This is a genomic window from Roseovarius sp. MBR-79 (genome assembly GCF_053628555.1).
In genome coordinates, this window is sequence record NZ_JBRJGP010000007.1 from 1 (window position 1) to 19,876 (window position 19,876).

The 19,876-nt window shown below is 65.1% G+C and carries 21 protein-coding genes; 4 read left to right on the forward strand and 17 right to left on the reverse strand.

Going from position 1 to position 19,876, the window contains the following annotated elements; translation table 11 throughout:
* Both ACSSV8_RS08615 and ACSSV8_RS08620 read right to left on the reverse strand, forming a co-directional pair.
* The coding region (locus tag ACSSV8_RS08615) for a GTP-binding protein (protein WP_454282152.1) at positions 1–386 on the reverse strand (386 nt) is incomplete at its 3' end.
* A gap of 102 nt (positions 387–488) precedes the next feature.
* A complete protein-coding gene (locus tag ACSSV8_RS08620) occupies positions 489–1,130 on the reverse strand; it encodes a hypothetical protein (RefSeq protein WP_454282153.1) in 642 nt (213 codons plus the stop codon).
* A 115-nt stretch (positions 1,131–1,245) separates the two neighbouring features.
* Here ACSSV8_RS08620 and ACSSV8_RS08625 point away from each other — a divergent pair, with 115 nt between their 5' ends.
* On the forward strand, positions 1,246–2,610 hold the full coding sequence (locus ACSSV8_RS08625) for a cytochrome P450 (protein WP_454282154.1): 1,365 nt from the start codon (positions 1,246–1,248) through the stop codon (positions 2,608–2,610).
* 140 nt (positions 2,611–2,750) lie between these two features.
* On the opposite strand, the gene ACSSV8_RS08630 is transcribed toward ACSSV8_RS08625, so the two are convergent.
* Complete coding sequence (locus ACSSV8_RS08630) at positions 2,751–3,626, reverse strand: 3-hydroxybutyryl-CoA dehydrogenase (protein ID WP_454282155.1); 876 nt, start codon at positions 3,624–3,626, stop codon at positions 2,751–2,753.
* Positions 3,627–3,787: 161 nt separating this feature from the next.
* Here ACSSV8_RS08630 and ACSSV8_RS08635 point away from each other — a divergent pair, with 161 nt between their 5' ends.
* Positions 3,788–4,651: a DUF6473 family protein gene (locus ACSSV8_RS08635; RefSeq protein ID WP_454282156.1), complete on the forward strand. Its 864-nt coding sequence runs from the start codon at positions 3,788–3,790 to the stop codon at positions 4,649–4,651.
* A gap of 13 nt (positions 4,652–4,664) precedes the next feature.
* Here ACSSV8_RS08635 and ACSSV8_RS08640 read toward each other — a convergent pair whose 3' ends face one another.
* From ACSSV8_RS08640 to ACSSV8_RS08665, 6 genes are all read right to left on the reverse strand, one after another.
* Positions 4,665–5,591 carry an electron transfer flavoprotein subunit alpha/FixB family protein gene (locus ACSSV8_RS08640; protein ID WP_354537835.1) on the reverse strand — a complete coding sequence of 309 codons (927 nt, stop codon included), beginning with the start codon at positions 5,589–5,591 and terminating at the stop codon, positions 4,665–4,667.
* Positions 5,591–6,349 (reverse strand): electron transfer flavoprotein subunit beta/FixA family protein, encoded by a 759-nt coding sequence (locus tag ACSSV8_RS08645; protein WP_354537836.1) that lies wholly within the window; start codon positions 6,347–6,349, stop codon positions 5,591–5,593. The genes ACSSV8_RS08640 and ACSSV8_RS08645 overlap by 1 nt, the downstream gene beginning before the upstream one ends.
* 168 nt (positions 6,350–6,517) lie before the next feature.
* Complete coding sequence (locus ACSSV8_RS08650; protein ID WP_454282157.1) at positions 6,518–7,090, reverse strand: cob(I)yrinic acid a,c-diamide adenosyltransferase; 573 nt, start codon at positions 7,088–7,090, stop codon at positions 6,518–6,520.
* Positions 7,091–7,094: 4 nt separating this feature from the next.
* On the reverse strand, positions 7,095–7,301 hold the full coding sequence (locus ACSSV8_RS08655; protein ID WP_354537838.1) for a twin transmembrane helix small protein: 207 nt from the start codon (positions 7,299–7,301) through the stop codon (positions 7,095–7,097).
* An 86-nt stretch (positions 7,302–7,387) separates the two neighbouring features.
* Positions 7,388–8,218 (reverse strand): SDR family NAD(P)-dependent oxidoreductase, encoded by an 831-nt coding sequence (locus ACSSV8_RS08660; protein ID WP_454282158.1) that lies wholly within the window; start codon positions 8,216–8,218, stop codon positions 7,388–7,390.
* A 39-nt stretch (positions 8,219–8,257) separates the two neighbouring features.
* A complete protein-coding gene (locus ACSSV8_RS08665; RefSeq protein ID WP_454282159.1) occupies positions 8,258–8,836 on the reverse strand; it encodes an SH3 domain-containing protein in 579 nt (192 codons plus the stop codon).
* Between the two features lie 159 nt (positions 8,837–8,995).
* Here ACSSV8_RS08665 and ACSSV8_RS08670 point away from each other — a divergent pair, with 159 nt between their 5' ends.
* Positions 8,996–11,302 carry a DNA topoisomerase IV subunit A gene (locus ACSSV8_RS08670; protein ID WP_454282160.1) on the forward strand — a complete coding sequence of 769 codons (2,307 nt, stop codon included), beginning with the start codon at positions 8,996–8,998 and terminating at the stop codon, positions 11,300–11,302.
* Between the two features lie 148 nt (positions 11,303–11,450).
* On the opposite strand, the gene ACSSV8_RS08675 is transcribed toward ACSSV8_RS08670, so the two are convergent.
* Genes ACSSV8_RS08675 through ACSSV8_RS08705 form a run of 7 tightly spaced genes read right to left on the reverse strand, consistent with a single transcriptional unit; the run spans position 11,451 to position 16,828 of the window.
* Positions 11,451–12,338 (reverse strand): lysophospholipid acyltransferase family protein, encoded by an 888-nt coding sequence (locus ACSSV8_RS08675; protein ID WP_354537842.1) that lies wholly within the window; start codon positions 12,336–12,338, stop codon positions 11,451–11,453.
* Between the two features lie 39 nt (positions 12,339–12,377).
* Positions 12,378–12,656: an HPr family phosphocarrier protein gene (locus tag ACSSV8_RS08680; protein WP_354537843.1), complete on the reverse strand. Its 279-nt coding sequence runs from the start codon at positions 12,654–12,656 to the stop codon at positions 12,378–12,380.
* A gap of 11 nt (positions 12,657–12,667) precedes the next feature.
* Positions 12,668–13,060 carry a PTS sugar transporter subunit IIA gene (locus tag ACSSV8_RS08685; RefSeq protein WP_354537844.1) on the reverse strand — a complete coding sequence of 131 codons (393 nt, stop codon included), beginning with the start codon at positions 13,058–13,060 and terminating at the stop codon, positions 12,668–12,670.
* Positions 13,057–13,959 carry an RNase adapter RapZ gene (rapZ, locus tag ACSSV8_RS08690; protein WP_354537845.1) on the reverse strand — a complete coding sequence of 301 codons (903 nt, stop codon included), beginning with the start codon at positions 13,957–13,959 and terminating at the stop codon, positions 13,057–13,059. Before rapZ ends, ACSSV8_RS08685 begins: the two co-directional genes overlap by 4 nt.
* 17 nt (positions 13,960–13,976) lie before the next feature.
* Positions 13,977–14,411 (reverse strand): HPr kinase/phosphorylase, encoded by a 435-nt coding sequence (locus ACSSV8_RS08695; RefSeq protein WP_454282161.1) that lies wholly within the window; start codon positions 14,409–14,411, stop codon positions 13,977–13,979.
* A 3-nt stretch (positions 14,412–14,414) separates the two neighbouring features.
* Positions 14,415–16,127: an ATP-binding protein gene (locus tag ACSSV8_RS08700; RefSeq protein ID WP_454282162.1), complete on the reverse strand. Its 1,713-nt coding sequence runs from the start codon at positions 16,125–16,127 to the stop codon at positions 14,415–14,417.
* The gene (locus tag ACSSV8_RS08705) at positions 16,127–16,828 is read right to left on the reverse strand and encodes a response regulator transcription factor (RefSeq protein WP_354537848.1); all 702 of its coding nucleotides are present in this window, start codon (positions 16,826–16,828) and stop codon (positions 16,127–16,129) included. Before ACSSV8_RS08705 ends, ACSSV8_RS08700 begins: the two co-directional genes overlap by 1 nt.
* A 368-nt stretch (positions 16,829–17,196) precedes the next feature.
* Between ACSSV8_RS08705 and ACSSV8_RS08710 the strand changes: the two genes are divergently transcribed.
* Complete coding sequence (locus ACSSV8_RS08710; protein WP_354537849.1) at positions 17,197–18,795, forward strand: phosphoenolpyruvate carboxykinase; 1,599 nt, start codon at positions 17,197–17,199, stop codon at positions 18,793–18,795.
* An 82-nt stretch (positions 18,796–18,877) separates the two neighbouring features.
* Here the strand turns inward: ACSSV8_RS08710 and ACSSV8_RS08715 are convergent, their stop codons facing one another.
* Positions 18,878–19,828 carry an NAD(P)-dependent oxidoreductase gene (locus ACSSV8_RS08715; RefSeq protein ID WP_454282163.1) on the reverse strand — a complete coding sequence of 317 codons (951 nt, stop codon included), beginning with the start codon at positions 19,826–19,828 and terminating at the stop codon, positions 18,878–18,880.
* Positions 19,829–19,876 lie beyond the last annotated feature (48 nt).

Sequence of the window (19,876 nt, forward strand, 5' to 3'; positions counted from 1 at the left end):
TAGACCACCATGTAGGGAATGCCCACCTGACGGCCCAGAAGGATATGCTCGCGCGTCTGCGGCATCGGGCCGTCGGCCGCGTTCACCACCAGGATTGCGCCGTCCATCTGCGCCGCACCGGTGATCATGTTCTTCACATAGTCGGCGTGGCCCGGGCAGTCGACATGCGCATAGTGCCGCGCCTCGGTCTCATACTCCACATGCGCCGTCGAGATCGTGATCCCGCGGGCCTTCTCCTCGGGCGCGCCGTCGATCTGGTCATAGGCACGGAACTCGCCGAAATACTTCGTGATCGCCGCCGTCAGCGTCGTCTTGCCGTGGTCAACGTGGCCGATCGTGCCGATGTTCACATGCGGCTTGTTACGTGCAAACTTTTCCTTTGCCATCTCTCGGGGCACCTTGTCAGTTGGGGGGCCGCCCGGCCCGGTTCTTGCTTCGCGCGCCGTTTAGGGGGTTACGGCGGGAAAATCAAGCGCGTCTTGGCGCACTCATGTGCCGGGGGTGACCTCGGTTGCCGCCACCTCCGCCGCCACCTCCGCCGCCGCCTCGGGCCGCCCCGAAATCAGCCCGATCTTTTCATTCGCAGGCCGCCCGTCATCCTCGAACCAGCCGAACTCGTCGTTCTGCCGGTTGAGCCAGGTCTCGATCAGCTTGGCCGCGTTGCGGCTGAGGTTCGCCATCTGAACCTCCTTGCTCTGGGTCAGCCCCGAGCCGAAAATCGTGTTGCCGGAAATGGTCTCCATCACCGTGACGAGGTGCGGCTTGTCGTTGAGCTTCTTGCCCGCGGCATCGTCCCAGGCCGTCACGTTGAGAATGAGCGCCGATTTGGGCGAGGCCACCAGCGGCACGCCGGGAATCGCCAGCACATAGCCCTCGACGCTCACCCCCAGATGATAGAGCCTGGTGCCCTCGTGCCGCCCCATCCGGTCGGTGATGGCCTGCGTCATGGCCTCGATCCACTCTTCCTTGGTGGCCGCGCGCGAGGCGGGCCCCTTGGTCAGGTTGGGGGCCACCACGACGTTATGCCCAAGCTGGAAATTGCCCATGTAAGGCACTTCCTTGTCCAGATCGTTCGACCCGGCACAGTTGGCCAGAAACAGCCCCCCCAGAAGGGCGAAGAGACGGATCATGCAGTTCATCCCTGTCACAAACTCGCGCCGCAATATCCCAGCCGCGCCCCGAGCGCAATGATTTGCCCCGCCCACGTCCGAAGCCTATATGCCCCCTATCCGGAAGGGGAACGACATGACCGCGACAGACACAGCCCCGACGCCCGTGCGTGTGCCGCTCGTCACGGAACCGCTCGGCATTCTTGGCTCGCTGCGCGCGGCGCGCGAAAACGTGCTTTCGATCATTCCCGACATCGCCACGCGACAGCCCATGGTCTCTGGCCGCACCGGCAAGCGCTGGCATATGGTGACGGATCCGGGCGCAATCCGGCGGATGCTGCTCGAAGAGCTGGACAATTACCCCAAGTCGCTGGTCACCAAGAACCTCTTGCGCCCCGCGATAGGCGAGTCGCTCTTCATTGCCGAAGGCGCGCATTGGCGTTGGCAGCGGCGCGCGGCGGCGCCGGTGTTTTCGCATCGCAACGTGATGAACCTCGCCCCCGTGATGACGGCGGCGGCCGAGCAAAGCGCCGCGCGCATCACAGGCGCGGGGCCGCGCGCGGTGGACATGGCCGCCGAGATGGTGCGCACCACCTTCGACGTGATCGCCGATGTGACCTTTTCGGGGGATGGCAGCTTTGACGCCGAGGGCGTGCATCGCGGCATCGACGCTTATATCGCGGAGGCCGGGCGCATCTCGCTGTTCGACATTCTGGGCCTGCCCGACTGGGTGCCGCGTCCGGGGCGGATCATGGCGGGCGGCTCGGTGGCCGAGATGAAGCGCGTGGCCGATGCGGCGGTCGAGGCGCGCCGCGCGCGGGGGGCGCAGCCCGGCGTGCCCGACCTGCTCGACCTCTTGCTCGACGGCGAGGACCCCGAGACCAAACGCCGGATGAGCACGCCCGAATTGCGCGACAACCTCTTGACCTTCATCGTTGCGGGCCACGAGACGACCGCGCTCGCGCTTGGCTGGTCGCTTTATCTCTGCGCCTTTGATCAGGGTGTCCAGGACCGCGCGCGCGCCGAGGCGCAGGACCTCTTGCAGGGCCGTGCCGCCACCGGCGAGGATGTGGCACGTCTGCCCTATATTCGCCAGATCATCGACGAAGCGCTGCGCCTCTACCCGCCTGCGGGCATCGTCTCGCGCACGGCACTGAAATGCGATACACTCTGCGGGCGCGAGATCCGGCCCAATGACACCGTGATCATACCGATCTATGCGCTGCACCGGCATCACAGGCTGTGGCAGGATCCCGACGCCTTTCGCCCCGACCGTTTCGCGGATCGCAAGGCCATCGAGCGCTACAGCTACCTGCCGTTCGGAGACGGGCCGCGCATCTGCATCGGGGCCAGCTTTGCGCTGCAAGAGGCGGTGATCATCCTCGCCACGCTTTTGTCGCGCTTCCGCTTCACGCCCGTGCCGGGACGCGACCCCGACCCGGTGATGATCCTCACGCTGCGCCCTCAGGGTGGCGTGTGGCTGATGGCCGAGGCGGTGTGAGGCGGGAGTGCAACGGTCGCTCGACACCGCGACCTTGAAGCCCCTTGTCCGGGATCAGCGCCAAGGAAGTTGAAAACTTTCTTGATCGGAATTTTTTCAAAATTCCGCGTCGCCACTTCGGCGCCGGGGGCCTGCCGTCGTCAGCGCGTCGGCACCGGCTCCTCGCCGCGATAGTCGTAGAAACCCCGCCCGCTCTTGCGCCCGAGCCAGCCCGCCTCGACATATTTCGTGAGCAGCGGACAGGGCCGGTATTTGGTATCCGCCAACCCGTCATGCAGCACGTTCATGATCGCAAGGCAGGTATCGAGCCCGATGAAATCCGCCAGTTCCAGCGGCCCCATCGGGTGATTGGCCCCAAGTTTCAGCGATTGGTCGATGGAGCGCACATTCCCCACCCCCTCATAAAGCGTATAGACCGCCTCGTTGATCATCGGCATGAGGATGCGGTTGACGATGAAGGCCGGGAAATCCTCGGAAGAGGCCGACGTCTTGCCCAGCTTCTCGACCACGCCAAGGCAGGTGTCAAAAGTCGGCTTGTCGGTGGCGATGCCCCGGATCAGTTCGACCAGCTGCATCACCGGCACCGGGTTCATGAAATGAAACCCCATGAATTTCTCGGGCCGGTCGGTGCGGCTTGCCAGACGGGTGATCGAAATCGACGAGGTGTTCGAGGTCAGGATCGTGTGCGGCGCGAGATGCGGCAGCAGCGCGTCGAAAATCTTCTGCTTGATGTCCTCGCGCTCGGTCGCGCTCTCGATGATCAGGTCGGTCTGGCCGAGTGCGGGAAGATCCACCGTCGTGGTGATCCGCGCAAGCGTGGCCTCCATCTCGTCGGCGGTGATCCTCTCGCGGCTCACCTGCCGCTCGAGGTTCTTGCGGATGATCGCCACGGCCTTCTCCAGCGCCTCCGCGCTGATATCGTTGAGCAGCACGTCATAGCCCGCAAGCGCCATCACATGCGCGATGCCGTTGCCCATCTGCCCCGCGCCCACAACGCCCACCGTCCGGATATCCATGGCCCGCCCCTTCCTCGACTGTCCCGCGCAGCATAGGCCCCGGCGGGGATGCGCCGCAAGGGCCGGGTTCCGCGAAAATACGCCTCAAATACGCGCTTTAGCGGATTGGTAAGACGAATCGGCGAGGCTTGTTTCCGGGTGACAGAAAAAGGGTGGGAACCATGGCGTTTGAACGCTTGGGGCGGCGGCCCCTTGACTATCGGCCTGTGCGCTATCGCGGCGTGCGGCTGTCCTTTCGCGGCCCGGCACGCGATCTGCGACGGGGCTATGTGGCCTGCCTGGGCGGGACCGAAACATACGGCACCTTTGTCGAGCGGCCCTGGCCTGCGCTGCTGGACTCAATCGACGGTCCGGCCTGCCTCAATCTCGGGGTGCCCAATGCCGGACCGGATCTCTGGCTTGCGTCCGGCGGGCCGCTGCCGCTTGTGCAAAGCGCCCGCGCCGTCGTGCTGCAAATCCCCTGCGGGATGAACCTCAGCAATCCGTTCTATGCCGTGCATCCACGCCGCAACGACCGTTTCCTGCGTGCGACACCACCGCTTGAGCGGCTCTACCCCGAGGTGGATTTCACCGAATTCCACTTCACGCGCCACATGATGCGCCGCCTCCATGCGCTCTCGCCCCAGCGTTTCGCGCAGATGCGCGCGGCCGTTCAGGCGGCGTGGGTCAGGCGCATGGCGCAGCTTCTGGACCGGATCGGGCCGCCCGTGATCCTGCTGTGGCTCTCGAACCATGCGCCGGGTTCAGGCGCGGATTGCGGCGGCATCGACACCGACCCGGCCTTTGTCAGCCGCGCCATGCTCGACACGATCGCACCACGCGCGCAGCGCGTCGTGACCTCGGTCATTTCCCACACGGCCCGCGCACAGGGCACGCGCGGGATGTATTTCGACCTGATGGAGGAAAGCGTCGCCACAGCCCTGCCCGGACCGCTCGCCCATCGGGAGGTGGCCGAGGCGCTGCGCCCGACGCTTACGGCGATGCTCAACGAAAAAGGGCCCGCGCCGCGCGCAGGCCCTTCGTGAAATTCCTGATAAATCAGAGCTTTTCGACCAGCTCCGGCACAGCGGTGAAGAGGTCCGCCACAAGGCCGAAATCGGCCACCTGGAAAATCGGGGCCTCCTCGTCCTTGTTGATGGCAACGATGATCTTGCTGTCCTTCATCCCCGCAAGGTGCTGGATCGCGCCCGAGATACCCACCGCGACATAGAGATCGGGTGCCACCACCTTGCCGGTCTGCCCCACCTGCCAATCATTCGGCGCATAGCCCGAATCGACCGCCGCGCGGCTGGCACCAACAGCGGCCCCAAGCTTGTCGGCAAGGCTCTCGATCAGGGCGAAATCGTCCTTCGACCCCACGCCGCGCCCGCCCGAGACCACGACGCCCGCCGAGGTGAGTTCGGGCCGGTCAGACGCCGCAACCTTGTCCTCGACCCACTCGCTGAGGCCCGGATTGGACGCCGCGCCGATGCTTTCAATGGCGCAGGCCGCCTGCTCGCCCGCCGCGTCAAAGGTCGAGGTGCGAAAGCTCACGACCTTCTTGGCATCGCGCGATTTCACCGTCTGGATCGCGTTGCCCGCGTAGATCGGCCGCTCGAACGTGTCCGCGTCAACCACGCCCGACACATCCGAAATCACCATCGCATCCAGCAGCGCCGCCACCCGCGGCAGAACGTTCTTGGCATCCGTGGTGGCCGGGGCGACGATATGCGAATAATCGCCCGCGAGGCTTACGATCAGCGCCGCCGTGGGTTCCGCCAGACGGTGCCCGAGCGTGGCATCCTCGGCCACCAGCACCTTTGTCACGCCCGCGATCTTCGCGGCCGCAGCCCCCGCCGCCGCCGCAGAGGCCCCGGCACAAAGCGCCGTCACGTCGCCCAGTTTTGCCGCCGCCGTCACCGCCTTGGCGGTCGCGTCCACATTGAGCTGACCATCGGTCACCTCGGCCAGAAGAAGAACCGCCATCACACCACCCCCGCTTCTTTCAGTTTCGCCACCAGCTCATCGACCGAACCGACGATGACACCGGCCTTGCGCGTCTCGGGCTCGGTGGTTTTCACGATCTCGAGGCGCGGGCTCACATCGACGCCGTAATCGGCCGCCGTCTTTTCATCGAGCGGCTTTTTCTTGGCCTTCATGATGTTGGGCAGGCTCGCATAGCGCGGCTCGTTGAGCCGCAGATCGACCGTCACGATGGCGGGCATCGCCACCTTGATGGTCTGCAACCCGCCATCGACCTCACGTGTCACCAAGGCGCTGTCGCCCTCGACCTCGAGCTTGGAGGCAAAGGTCGCCTGGCTCCAGCCCAGGAGCGCCGACAGCATCTGCCCGGTGGCGTTCATGTCGTTGTCGATCGCCTGCTTGCCGCAGAGCACGAGGCCGGGGGCCTCTTCCTCGACGATTTTCGCAAGGATCTTGGCCACGCTGAGAGGTTCGATGTCCTGATGCACGTCATCGGCGGCAACGACCAGAATCGCCCGGTCCGCCCCCATCGCCAGCGCCGTGCGCAGCGTCTCCTGCGCCTGCTTCACGCCGATGGAGACCGCGATCACCTCGCTGGCCTTGCCCGCCTCCTTCAGACGGATCGCCTCTTCCACGGCAATCTCGTCGAACGGGTTCATCGACATCTTCACATTCGCAAGATCGACCCCGCTGCCATCCGCCTTGACACGGACTTTCACGTTATAATCGATCACGCGCTTGACAGGCACGAGCACCTTCATCGGCACGGTCTCCCTTACAGTGATGGGGGACGGCGACGCCCCCCGGCTTGGCTCTTCCGCGCGTTGATACCGGCTTGGGCGCGGGGAAAACAGGGCAAAATCGTCACGTCATGATCCGGGGACGCCACGTTTTCGCGGTTTCTGCCCCCGCACCGTTACAGAAATGTGTCAGCGGTTCGCGCCGGGTATCCAGAGCACATCTGCCTTGCCGCCGTCATTGGCCATTCTTGCGGCCACGAACATCCAGTCGCTGAGCCGGTTGAGATAGCGGATTGCCGCCTCGTTGACCTGCTCGAGCGCGGCCAGCTCCACCACCAGACGCTCGGCGCGCCGCGACACGGTCCGGCAGAGATGAAGATGCGCGGCAAGCGGGCTGCCGCCCGGCAGGACGAAGCTGCGCAGCGGCTCCAGATGCGCGTTCATCGCGTCGATCTCGGCCTCGAGCCGGTCCACCTGCGCCGCCACCATGCGCAAGGGCGTGTATTCGGCCTCGGCGTCCTTTTCCATGTCCGGCAGGCACAGATCGGCCCCCAGATCGAACAGGTCGTTCTGGATCCGCGCCAGCGCCGCGTCGGTCTCGCCCGTCGCATGAAGCCGCGCCAGCCCAAGCGTCGCGTTGACCTCGTCCACCGTGCCATAGGCGGTGACGCGCGCGGAGTGTTTCGCCACCCGCGCACCGTTGCCAAGCGCGGTCTCGCCCGCATCGCCCGTGCGCGTGTAAATCTTGTTGAGCACCACCATGGTCTTAGCCTCCCTGCCTGCGGACATAGACGAACAGCAGGATCAGCAGCACGGCCACGAATTGTGCGATGATCCGCCACCACATGTATTTGTTGGCGCGCTTGGCGTTTTCGACCCCCTCCTTGCCGAAGGTCGAGATGCCCCGGATAAGGATCAGCGCCGTCACCACACAGGCCGCAGCCACGAGAAGAAAGAATGGATCGCTGAGCATGTCGTCTCCCGTCCTCATCGCGCCCGAGGCCGATATCTAGGCCAGCGCGCGGCAAAAGCGAACCGTAAAATCCGCGACCGTCCCGCTCACCCTTTGGAGATCACCCAATCCAGCGCCCGCGTCGGCAAAATCCGCCTCAGAACCCCCATGAGATAGGTCGGCGTCGTGACATAATAGCGCGCCTTCGGGCGCGCCGACTCGAGCGCATGGATCAGCTTCGTCGTCACCGCCGAAGGCGGCAGTTCGAACCGGTCGCGGCTGTAGTCGCCATAAAGCCGGGGCCGCAGTTTCGTGCGATACTCCTCGGCCCGCGCCGCGCCCTCCCAGTCGATCCACCGCTCGAAGGGCGCGCGCGCATTCTCGCGGATTCTCGTCGTGACCGGTCCCGGCTCGATCAGGCTGACCTCGATGCCGGTGCCGCGCATCTCGATGCGCAGCGCGTCCGAAAGCCCCTCAAGCGCGAATTTCGTGCTCACATAGGCGCCGCGCCAGCCGATCGCGACCAGACCCAGCACCGACGAGCATTGCACGATCCGCCCCTGCCCCTGCGCCCGCATTGCGGGGATCACCTGCCGCGTGAGGTCGTGCCAGCCAAAGACATTGGCCTCGAATATCTCGCGCAGCGCGCCGCGCGGCAGATCCTCGACCAGCGCCGGACAGGCATAGGCCCCATTGTTGAAAAGCGCGTCGATCCGCCCGCCCGTGGCGTCCAGCATCTCCGCCACCGTCGCGTTGATGCTGACCTCGTCGGCATAATCAAGGCGTGGGCTTTCGAACCCCTCGGCGCGCAGCCGGTCGCAATCGGCCTGCTTGCGGCAGGTCGCAAAAACCCGCCAGCCGCGCGCGCGCAAGGTCCGCGCCGCGTCAAGGCCGATTCCCGACGAACAGCCGGTGATGAGGATTGATTTGTGATCCATGCCCGCCTTCTTGGCGCGGGCGGGCGCGGGTTGCAAGGCTCAGTTCGCCGCGACCAGAAGCTGCGCCGCCATCCAGCCGATGCGCCCTGTCTCGATCACCCGCAGCTTGACCCAGCCCGCGCCATCGTCGCGCAGCACGATCACCTCTGTGTCGCGCGCAAGGCTCCCGACACGTCCGAAATTCTTGCCCGGCCCGCTGCGCAGATTGACCGAACGGCCCACGACGCGCCGCCGATCCTCGGCCCGCTCAGGCTCGTCGGCGACGGCGGGGGCGACGGCAGGGGTGGGCGTCGCCACCTCGACCGGCACGCCCCGGCGCGCAACCGTTGTCGGCACGACGATGCGCGGATCGACTGCGGGCACCTCCGCCGAGGCAAGCACAACCCGCGCGCGCCCCGTGCCAACCTCTTCGAGCGATGTGGCCGCGCGGCTCACCCCTGCCGGGGCCTGTGCGATCTGGATCACGTTCTCGCGCAGCGGCCGCGCCTTGGGGCGGTGCTCCGCCAACAGCGCCCGCGCCTGAATGGAGTTCGGCGCGGGCACATACTCGGCCCCGCCGCTAATCTCGTAAAACGCCCATCCCATGAATACGAAAGAAATCAACACAAAGCGCCACATCGCGCATCCCCCACATCACCACACGGTAAATAATCAGCTTGGCAGCTATCCCGACAATACCCGATTCGTCCGTCCCCGTGAGGGGAAATACGCATGCCGGACAGCATCCCCGCGCCTCTGTGCTTTACGCGCCCGCCCCCCGGCGGTATCACAACATCCATGAGTGATTTGCTGAACGACCCCAACATGCGGCCCGAAGCGGTGGCCGAACCGCTCCGCCGTGCCATCGGCGAGCGGTATCTGACATATGCGCTCTCGACCATCATGCACCGCGCCCTGCCCGATGCGCGCGACGGGCTCAAACCGGTGCATCGCCGCATCCTCTATGCCATGCGCGAACTCCGGCTCTCCTCCACCGGGGGGTTTCGCAAATCGGCCAAGATCTCGGGCGATGTCATGGGCAACTACCACCCCCATGGCGATGCCGCGATCTATGACGCCATGGCGCGCCTCGCGCAGGATTTTGCGGTGCGCTATCCGCTGGTCGACGGGCAGGGCAATTTCGGCAATATCGACGGCGACAACCCCGCCGCCGCGCGCTATACCGAGGCCCGCCTCACGGTCTTCGCCGAGGCGCTGCTTGACGGGCTGGCCGAGGATGCCGTCGATTACCGCGACAATTACGACGGCACCCTGCGCGAACCGGTCGTGCTGCCCGCGTCCTTTCCCAACCTTCTGGCCAACGGATCGTCGGGGATCGCGGTCGGCATGGCCACCAACATCCCGCCGCACAATATCGCCGAGCTGATCGACGCCTGCCTGCACCTGATCAAATCCCCCGAGGCCCGCGACGAGACTTTGCTGGGCCATATCCCCGGCCCCGATTTTCCCACCGGCGGCGTCATCGTCGAGCCGCGCGAGAGCATCGCGCAGGCCTACCTGACCGGGCGCGGCAGTTTCCGGCTCCGCGCGCGCTGGCATATCGAGGATCTGGGGCGCGGCGGATGGCAGATCGTCATCACCGAGATCCCCTATCAGGTCCAGAAATCGCGCCTGATCGAGCGCATCGCCGAACTCATTCAGACCCGCAAGGTGCCGATCCTCGCCGATGTCCGCGACGAGAGCGCCGAGGATATCCGCCTTGTTCTCGAACCGCGTTCGCGCAATGTCGATGCGGACATGCTCATGGGGATGATGTTCCGCAATTCCGATCTCGAGGTGCGGTTCTCGCTCAACATGAACGTGCTGATCGACGGGGTGACGCCGCGCGTCTGCTCGCTGCGCGAGGTGCTGCGCGCCTTCCTCGATTTCCGGCAAGAGGTGCTCTTGCGCCGGTCGCGGCACCGGATGGACAAGATCGACCACCGGCTCGAGGTGCTCGAAGGGCTGATCGTGGCCTTTCTCAACCTCGACCGCGTGATCGACATCATCCGCTATGACGACGAACCCAAAGCCGCGCTGATGCGCGAGGACTGGGGCCGCAGCTTCGTGCGCGCCACCTCCGAGGCCGATTACGTGCCCCCCGCCCCCGAGGGCGAGGACGGGCTTTCGGAGGTGCAGGCCGAGGCCATCCTCAACATGCGCCTGCGCAGCCTGCGCCGTCTCGAGGAAATGGAGCTGCGCGCCGAGCGCGACGCGCTGATGGCCGAGCGCGCCGGGCTCGAGGATCTGCTCGACGATGCCGGCCTGCAATGGGCCGCCATCGCCGATCAACTGCGCGAGGTGAAAAAGACCTTCGGCAAGAGCCACGCCATCGGCGCCCGCCGCACCACCTTCGCCGAGGCGGGCAGCAATGAGGAGGTGCCGCTCGAAGCGATGATCGAACGCGAGCCGATCACGGTGGTCTGTTCCCGCATGGGCTGGATCCGCGCCATGACCGGCCATATCGACCTCAATCGCGAGTTGAAATTCAAGGATGGCGACGGCCCGCGCTTCCTTTTCCATGCCGAGACCACCGACCGGCTGCTTGTCTTCGGCTCGAACGGGCGCTTCTATACCCTCTCGGCCGCGAACCTGCCCGGCGGGCGCGGCATGGGCGAGCCCTTGCGCCTGATGGTCGATCTGCCCAACGAGGCCGAGATCGTGACGCTTTTCATCCACCGTCCGGGCGGCAGGCTTCTGGTGGCGTCCTCCACCGGCGATGGCTTTGTCGTCCCCGAAGAGGAGGTGCTGGCCCAGACCCGCGCGGGCAAGCAGGTTCTCAACCTTCGCGCGCCCTCCCGCGCGCAGGTCTGTCGCCCCGTCACCGGCGATCACGTCGCCTGCGTCGGCGAAAACCGCAAGGTGCTGGTTTTCCCGCTTGCCGACCTGCCCGAACTGGGCCGGGGCAAGGGCGTGCGGCTCCAGAAATTCAAGGATGGCGGCCTGTCGGACGCCACCACCTTCGCGCTTGCCGAGGGCCTGAGCTGGCGCGATCCGGCAGGGCGCACCCGCACCGAGACGGACCTCACCGAATGGCTGGCGAAGCGCGCAAGTTCGGGCCGCATGGCCCCGCGCGGCTTTCCCCGTGACAACCGGTTCAACTGACACCACGGGCGATCATGGCCCGGATCAGCTGATTCACGCCGGAATTTTCAAAAAATTCCGGCCAGGAAAGTTGTGAACTTTCCTGGCGCGTGGCCCGGCATGAGAGATCAGGGCACGCGGCGTCCGACCACTGCGTCAGCGCAACCCGTCAGCCCCGCCGCTCTCCCAGCGAGAGCGTATGCGCGCGCAGCCATTGCATGAAGCCGCGCGGATCGCTTTCGAGCATCGCCATGCGCTCGGGCGGGATCGGCGCGCCGACCACCGGCTTTTGCGGGTGGTTGCAGCTCTTGACCACCTCGTGCAGCAAAAGCCCCTGACGCATCGTCGCCGAAATCCGGTTGGCCATCTGATACAGGCGCGAATTCGATCCCGGAAAATAGATCGGCACCACCTGCGCACCCGAGCGCCGGATCATCTGCGCGGTGAACACGTTCCACTCGCGCTCGATCACCGGACCGAACAGCGTGTCCGACGACGCCACGACACCGGAGGGAAACACGCTGATGACACCCCCATCCTTGAGATGCGCCATCGCTTGCGCGCGCATATCGACCGATTTGCGCTGCGCGTCGGGCTCATGCGGAAACGGCACCGAAATCATGTAGGAGGCCGCCACCTCGTCGATGCCGGTCAGCAGCGCGCGCGTCAGGATCTTGTAATCGGTGCGCCGCCGCCCGATCAGATCGGCCAGGATCATCCCGTCCACAAGCCCGTGCGGATGGTTCGCCACCACCACGACCGGCCCGTCGAGCGGAATATTGGCCACCTCGTCATCAGGCGTGAGCAGCGGAATCCCCATCGTGTCGAGCGCCGCGCGCCAGAACGCCTGCCCCGTGGGCGCGCCGCGTTTCTCGAAGGCGCGGATCATGCGGATGATGGTCAGCTTGCCGGTAAACCACTCCATCGTGCGGATGATCGTCGCGGTGACCGGGCTGTCGAAACTGTTGGCATAGGTCAGGCTGCGGCGGTCATACTTGGTGAAGAGGATCTCACCGCCCGCCTCCTCGCCGGCCTGTGGCTGCGCCTTGATGCTCACTCGGTCCGTCCCGTTCCGTTCTGTCAGGGGCCGCGTGGCCTACATTTCCTCGCCGAAACGGTCGGCGATCAGCACCGCCAAAGCCTCGGCCAGCGGTTCTGCATCGGCCCCCGCGATTTCGACGTCAATAGTGCTTCCCCGCGCCGCTGCCAACATCAAAAGCCCCATGATGCTGTCGCCCGAGGCCGATAGGCCGCCATGACGCACCTCGACCGTTGCGTCAAAGCCCTCGACCACCTCGACAAACTTGGCGGCCGCGCGCGCGTGAAGCCCCTTTTCATTGACGATCTCGAGGGCCCGCCGCGTGCTCTCACCCATGTTGCATTCCTTCATTCGACCGAGACATTGTGGCTGTCGATATACTTGCGCCCCGCCTCGAGCGCAGCCCTGACCGCATCGGGCACCGGCATGTGGCGGCTTTTGGCCAGTTTGATCAACATCGGCAGATTCGCCCCGTAAAGGATCCGCCGGTTGTCAGGGCGGCAGGCGCGCAGCGACAGGTTCGAGGGCGAGCCGCCGAACATATCCGTGACGATCACCACCCCGCCCCCTGTATCGACCGCATCGGCGGCGGCGCAAATCTCGTCCTGCTTGCCCGCGCGGTCATGATCGCCCTCGACGCTCACGGCCACAACACTCCCCTGCGCGCCGACCACATGTTCGACCGCCCTCAGGTATTCGCGGGCCAGCCCGCCATGTGCCACGATCACGATTCCGATCATGACCGCCCGCTCCCCGGCTCACGCCGCTCTATTTCCCTGTGTCTTATTGACACCGGCCAGCCTTGCTCTGCAAGCCTTGCCGTCAGCATTTCGGCCACGGCAACACTGCGGTGTTGTCCCCCGGTGCAGCCGAACCCGATGGCCAGATAGGCCTTGCCCTCGGCCTCATGCGCCGGCAGCACCAGATCGAGAAGCGCGCAAAGGCGCTCGAAGAACTCCGCGAAACGCGGATCGCCCGTCACATGGGCGCGGACATCGGCGCTGCGTCCGTCAAGGGCGCGCAAGGCCTCGTGCCAGTGCGGGTTTCTGAGAAACCGGCAGTCGAACACAAGATCGAGGCCGCGCGGCATCCCGCGCTTGTAGGAAAACGACTGCACCGAGATCGCCAGCCGTCCGGCACCTTGGGGTGCGAACCAGCGGGCAAGCTCCGCGCGCAGATCATGCGGCGACATCTCGGAGGTGTCCACGACGATATCGGCGCGCGCGCGGACCGGACCAAGCAGGTCCATCTCCTGCGCAATGCCCACTTCGGGGCTATCGTCGGGGGCAAGCGGATGGCGCCGTCTTGTCTCGGAAAATCGCCGCAGCAGGATTTCGGGCCGGCAATCGAGATAGAGCACCTGCATCACGCCGGGCGGCACGAATGCGCCGCTGTCGATCACCTCGATGAGCGCCTGCGTCGAGAAATCCCGATTGCGCACGTCGATGCCAAGCGCCAGCGGCTTGTCGGGTTCGTGCCCGTCAAGAAGGCGTGGCAAGAGCGAGAGCGGCAGATTGTCGATCGCCTCGAAGCCCAGATCCTCGAGCACATGAATGGCCGTGCTGCGCCCCGCACCCGAGGGGCCGGTCACCAGAACGAGCGGATGGGGTTGCTCCGCAGATGAAACGGGGGACACCATGGCTTTTGTTCGTTTCCTCAGATTGGACCATTTCCCTTGAGATAGAGCAGAATCGAGGCCGGAAAATGAGCAGAGGGCGCGTTTTCGACGAGCGGCACGCGAAGTCCGGCCAAAACCGTCGTTTTTTGCACCGGCAACCGTCCCTCGGCCCTTGCGTCGAGATCGACCACCAGCGCCAGCGGCGCAGGCCCCGTGGCGTCGAGGTGCAGGATGCCGACCCCCCGCGCCTCGATCAGGCCCCGGATCGTGTCGGGCGCGTCCGCCATCACCTGCGCGCCCGCGCGCCAGATCCGCGTGCGGTCATCCGCCACCAGCCCCGCGCCCAGCGCGATCAGCCGCAGCGCCAGCGCGGACTTGCCCGCCCCCGACGCCCCCCGGATAAGCACGGCCCGGCCCGCCAGCGCCACGCAACTGCCGTGGATCACCTCGCCGGGCAGCGGACCTTGTGTCATCGGTCAGACCGGCAGGCCCACCACAAACCGCGCGCCAAGCGGTTCCGAGGTGGCATCGGCCTGCGTCGGGTGGATGTTCTCGGCCCAGATCACACCCTCATGGGCGTCCACGATCTGCTTCGAGATCGCCAGTCCAAGACCGGAATTGTTGCCGAAGTCGCCCTCGGGCCGTTCCGAATAAAACCGCAGGAACACCTTTTCCAGCGCCTCGGGCGGGATACCCGGCCCGGTATCCTCGACCACCACCAGCACGCGATTGGCGCGGCGGCGTGCCCAGACGCGGATCGCATCGCCCTCGTCGCAGAAACTGATGGCGTTGGTGATCAGGTTGACAAAGACCTGTGCCAGACGCGCCTCCAGTCCGGTGATCACCACCGGTTCCTTGGGGAAATCGGTGATGAACTCGATCCCCTTCTTCTCGGCCTCCTCGCCCAGATAGGTGCCGAGATTGCGCAAGAGGCCAAGAAGGTCAAAGGCTTCCTGCGTTTCGCGGACAAGCTCGCTGTCAAGCCGCGAGGCGTTGGAAATATCGCTCACCAGCCGGTCGAGCCTTCGCACATCGTGCTCGATCACCTCGAGCAGGCGCTCGCGCTGATCTTCACGCTTGGCGATGCGCATGGTGCCCACGGCCGAGCGCAGGCTCGCGAGCGGGTTCTTGATCTCATGGGCCACATCGGCGGCGAATTGCTCGTTGCTCTCGATCCGGCTGTAGAGGGCACCGACCATGCCGCGCAACGCCCCAGAGAGACGCCCGATCTCGTCGGGGCGCGCCGTAAGGTCGGGGATGCGGATGCGTCCGCTCGCCCCCTTGCCCCGGTTGCGCTCGCGCCCGATCTCGGCCGCCGCCGCCAGATCGGCCAGCGGATTCGAGATGGTCGAGGCCAGAACGAGGCTCAGCCCCACCGAAATCAGCGTGGCGATGAGAAACATCTGCAACACGCGCTCTCGCTCGCCCGCCGCCAGACGCTCGATCTCGCCCGAGGTGTCGGCCAGCGCGATCACGGCCACGGGCCCGCCCGCGCGCATGACCGGGGCGCTGGCCGCAAGGATCACGCTGCCCGCGCCCTCTTCGATGCGGACCTGTCCGCCCTGGCGCAACGAGATATCGGCCATGGCGCGCAACGTGTTGGCAAGCGCCTCCTCCGGATCGCGGTCGGCACCTGTGGCAAAGTGGCGTGAAACCGACCCCCAGACCCACGAAATCAGATCGGTGAGCGGCGTGTCGGGCAGGGTTTCGAGGCCGCGGGCACCCGGAAGATCGCCGGTTTTCCGACCGATCAGGTTGCCCTCGGTGTCAAACAGGAACAACTCCGTTCCCTCGCGCACAGCGAGCCGCTCGAGCGTATCGGCGACATCCACGCCGTCGCCTGTGGCAAGGTTCACGGGCGCGCTTTGAGGCAGACGCGCGGCCACGACATCGGCAGTGAGCGCCGCGCGCTCGCGCAAGCCCTCGATCGTCTGATCGACAAGGGATGCCTGCGATCCGTTGAGATAAAGAATGCCGATCACGAGTATGTTGAGCGCGATCAGATTGAAGGTGACGATCTTGCGCGTCAGCGGCGAGGCGCGCAGCGACAGCCAGCCGCGCTTCGCACGCCGCGCCGTGATCTCGCTGTCCTCTACCCGGTCGGGGGCGACAAAGTCATCCCCGAGGACAAGGTCCCCGTCCCTTCGCGGCGGCATGTCGCGCACATCAATTCCCTCGGCAAGGGCCATCATTCCTCGTTGTAACGATACCCGATCCCGTAGAGCGTTTCGATAGCCGAGAATTCGGGATCGACCATCCGCAGTTTCTTGCGCAGGCGCTTGATGTGGCTGTCGATGGTGCGATCGTCCACATAAACCTGATCGTCATAGGCCACATCCATGAGCTGATCGCGGCTTTTGACGAAGCCGGGCCGCTGCGCAAGAGCCTGCAACAGCAGGAATTCGGTCACGGTGAGCGACACGTCCTGCCCCTTCCAGGTCACCGAGTGGCGCAGCGGGTCCATCCGCAGCTCGCCCCGCTCGATCACCTTGTGCTCATCCCCTTCGGGCACGATCCCGCCCACCGCGGCATCCTGCCTGCGCAGCAGCGCGCGGATGCGCTCCACCAGAAGCCGTTGGGAAAACGGCTTTTTCACGTAGTCGTCGGCCCCCATCCGCAGGCCGAGCACCTCGTCGATTTCGTCATCCTTGGAGGTGAGGAAAATCACCGGCATCTGCGATTTCTGCCGCAACCGCTGCAACAGGTCCATCCCGTCCATGCGCGGCATCTTGATGTCAAGCACCGCCATATCCGGCAACTTCTTTGAAAACGCTTCAAACGCCTGTTGACCGTCGTTATAGGTTTCCACCTCGAAGCCCTCGGCCTCGAGCGTCATGGAGACGGATGTCAGAATATTCCTGTCATCGTCCACAAGGGCGATCCTGGACATTGATTGATCCTTATGCTGCTCGTGTTGCCTGTTTTTTTCTTCACTATGCTACTTTTCTCCCTCACTTCGCAATCCAAAACTGCGAATCAGCCCGCAGTAGCGACCTCCATTGAGACAGAAATATCTTTCCAATGGCTAAATTGACTCAGTTTTCCCGTTTCGCGCGGTCACGGCGCGCCCCTGCCCCCCGGTGGTTGCGCTAACTTGCCACTGGTTGCGCTAACTGCGTGAAACCGCGCTGTTATTTCTTGAAACCGTCATGTTATGACCGCCCCAGCCGGGACATTGCGCCCGACCGGGACCGGAACCGGCCCCTCTTTCATGACAAACGCGCACGGGCGCGCTTTGACAGCAAGGAGCATGACAGAATGACAATCGAACGGGTCAATCCGGGTTTCCGGCTTGAGGATCAGGGCATCACCGGGCTCGGCCGCGTGCATTACAACCTGCTCGAACCGGCGCTCATCGAGGCCGCGATCCGGCGGGGCGAGGGCACCCTGGGCCTTGGCGGTGCGTTGCTCGTCTCGACCGGCACGTTCACCGGGCGCTCGCCCAAGGACAAGCATGTCGTGCGCACGCCGTCGGTTGAACACACGATCTGGTGGGAGAACAACGCCGCCATGTCGCCCGAGGGGTTCGACGCGCTTTATGCCGACATGCTGGCCTACATGAAGGACGGTGAATATTTCGTTCAGGACCTCGTCGGCGGCGCTGATCCCAAATACGCGATCAACGTGCGGATGATCTCGGAACTTGCCTGGCACAGCGTGTTCAACCGCACCATGCTGCGCCGTCCCGACCGCGAGTCCCTCGCCAGCTTCACCGCCGATTTCACGGTGATCAACTGCCCCGGCTTCAAGGCCGACCCGGCGAAACACGACTGCCGCTCCGACACCGTGATCGCGATGAATTTCGACCGCAAGCTGATCCTCGTCGGCAATACCGAATACGCTGGCGAAAACAAGAAATCCATCTTCACCCTGCTCAATTACCTTCTGCCCGAAAAAGGCGTCATGCCGATGCACTGCTCGGCCAACCACGCCGACGGCAATCCGGTGGATGCGGCCATTTTCTTCGGCCTTTCGGGCACCGGCAAGACCACGCTCTCGGCCGATCCGGCGCGCACGCTCATCGGCGACGATGAACATGGCTGGTCGGATCGCGGCACCTTCAATTTCGAGGGCGGCTGCTATGCCAAGACGATCAACCTCGACCCCGAGGCAGAGCCCGAGATTTACGCCACAACCTCGAAGTTCGGCACCGTGGTGGAAAACATGGTGTTCGATCCGGACACGCTGGAGCTTGATTTCGAGGATGACAGCCTGACGGCGAACATGCGCTGCGCCTATCCTCTGCATTATATCTCGAACGCCTCCGAGACAGCGCTTGGCGGGCACCCCAAGAACATCATCATGCTGACCTGCGACGCCTTCGGCGTGCTGCCGCCGATCTCGCGGCTGACGCCCGCGCAGGCGATGTATCACTTCCTGTCGGGCTTCACCTCCAAGATGGCCGGGACCGAGCGTGGCGTGACCGAGCCGCAACCGGTGTTCTCCACCTGCTTCGGCGCGCCCTTCATGCCGCGCCGTCCCGAGGTCTATGGCAACCTGCTCAAGGCCAAGATCGCCAAGCACGGCGCGACCTGCTGGCTCGTGAATACCGGCTGGACGGGCGGGGCTTATGGCACCGGGTCGCGGATGCCGATCAAGGCCACCCGCGCGCTTCTGACCGCAGCTCTCGACGGCTCGCTCGGCGAGGTGGATTTCCGCAAGGACCCGAATTTCGGCTTCGAGGTGCCGGTCTCGGTGCCGGGTGTGGCCGAGGTCCTGCTCGACCCGCGCCGCACCTGGGACGACGCGCAAGCCTATGACGCACAGGCGGCCAAACTGGTGCGGATGTTCGCCGACAACTTCGCCCAATACGTCCCCTTCATCGACGAGGACGTGAAGGCGGCGGCCATAGGCTGACCGGTTCGGGTCAAAACGCTTTCGGTTTTGCGGCAGGTCGAGCGCCTCGACCTGCCGTTTCTCATTGCCCCGAACGCAAAGCTCAGTCCCGTCCCTTTGGCCGCACCTCATAGCCCGGCTCTTCGGGTTCATCATCGACCATGTCCGCCGGGAATCCGGGCGCGGTGATGTCGAGGCCGGTGGCCTCTTCCAGCCGTCTTATGATGTCGTCGGACTGCGCCCGCGCGCCATATCGCGCCGCGCCGTCCCTGAAGATCTCGATCATCAGCGGAGAGATTTCCAGCGGCACGCCATGGCGCTCGGCGATCGACTGGAAGAGACCGATATCCTTCTGCACGAGATCCATGGTGAAATTGATATCGCGCGAGCCGTTGAGGATCACCTGGCTCTCGGTCTCGTGGACAAAGGACGTGCCCGAACTGATGCGGATGGCCTCATAGGTGGTGGCCAGATCCATGCCCGCCGCCTTCATCGTCACCATCGCCTCGCAGAGCGTGAGCAGGTTCGCCGTGGCAAGGTAGTTGGTCATCACCTTGAGCACCGAGGCACTGCCCAATTCGCCGGTGTGCAGGATGCGCCGCCCCATGGTCCGCAGGAGCGGCAGGATGCGCTCGAACGTTGCCCGGTCACAGCCCGTGAAGATCGAGATATTGCCGGTATCGGCGCGGTGACAGCCGCCCGAGACGGGGCAATCCACCGCCGCACCGCCGCGCGCGATCACCTCCGCCCCGAGCCTGCGGATCTCGGCCTCGTCGGTGGTCGACATCTCCAGCCAGATCTTGCCGGGGGCCACCTCGGGGAGCATCCGGTCCATCACCGCCGCACTTGCCGCCGGAGAAGGCAGGCAGGTGATGACCACGTCACAGGCGCGCATCAATTCGGCGGGGCCATCCGCCACCCCGGCCCCGCGCGCGGCAAAGCGGTCGCACGCCCCGGCATCGAGGTCGTGAACCACAAGGTCATGGCCGTTGCGCAAGAGGCTCCCCGCCAGCTTGCCGCCGACATTTCCAAGCCCGATAAACCCGATTTTCATGCACATCCTCCCTGCGCCAAGCCTGCGGCAGCCTTTGGCGATTCGCGG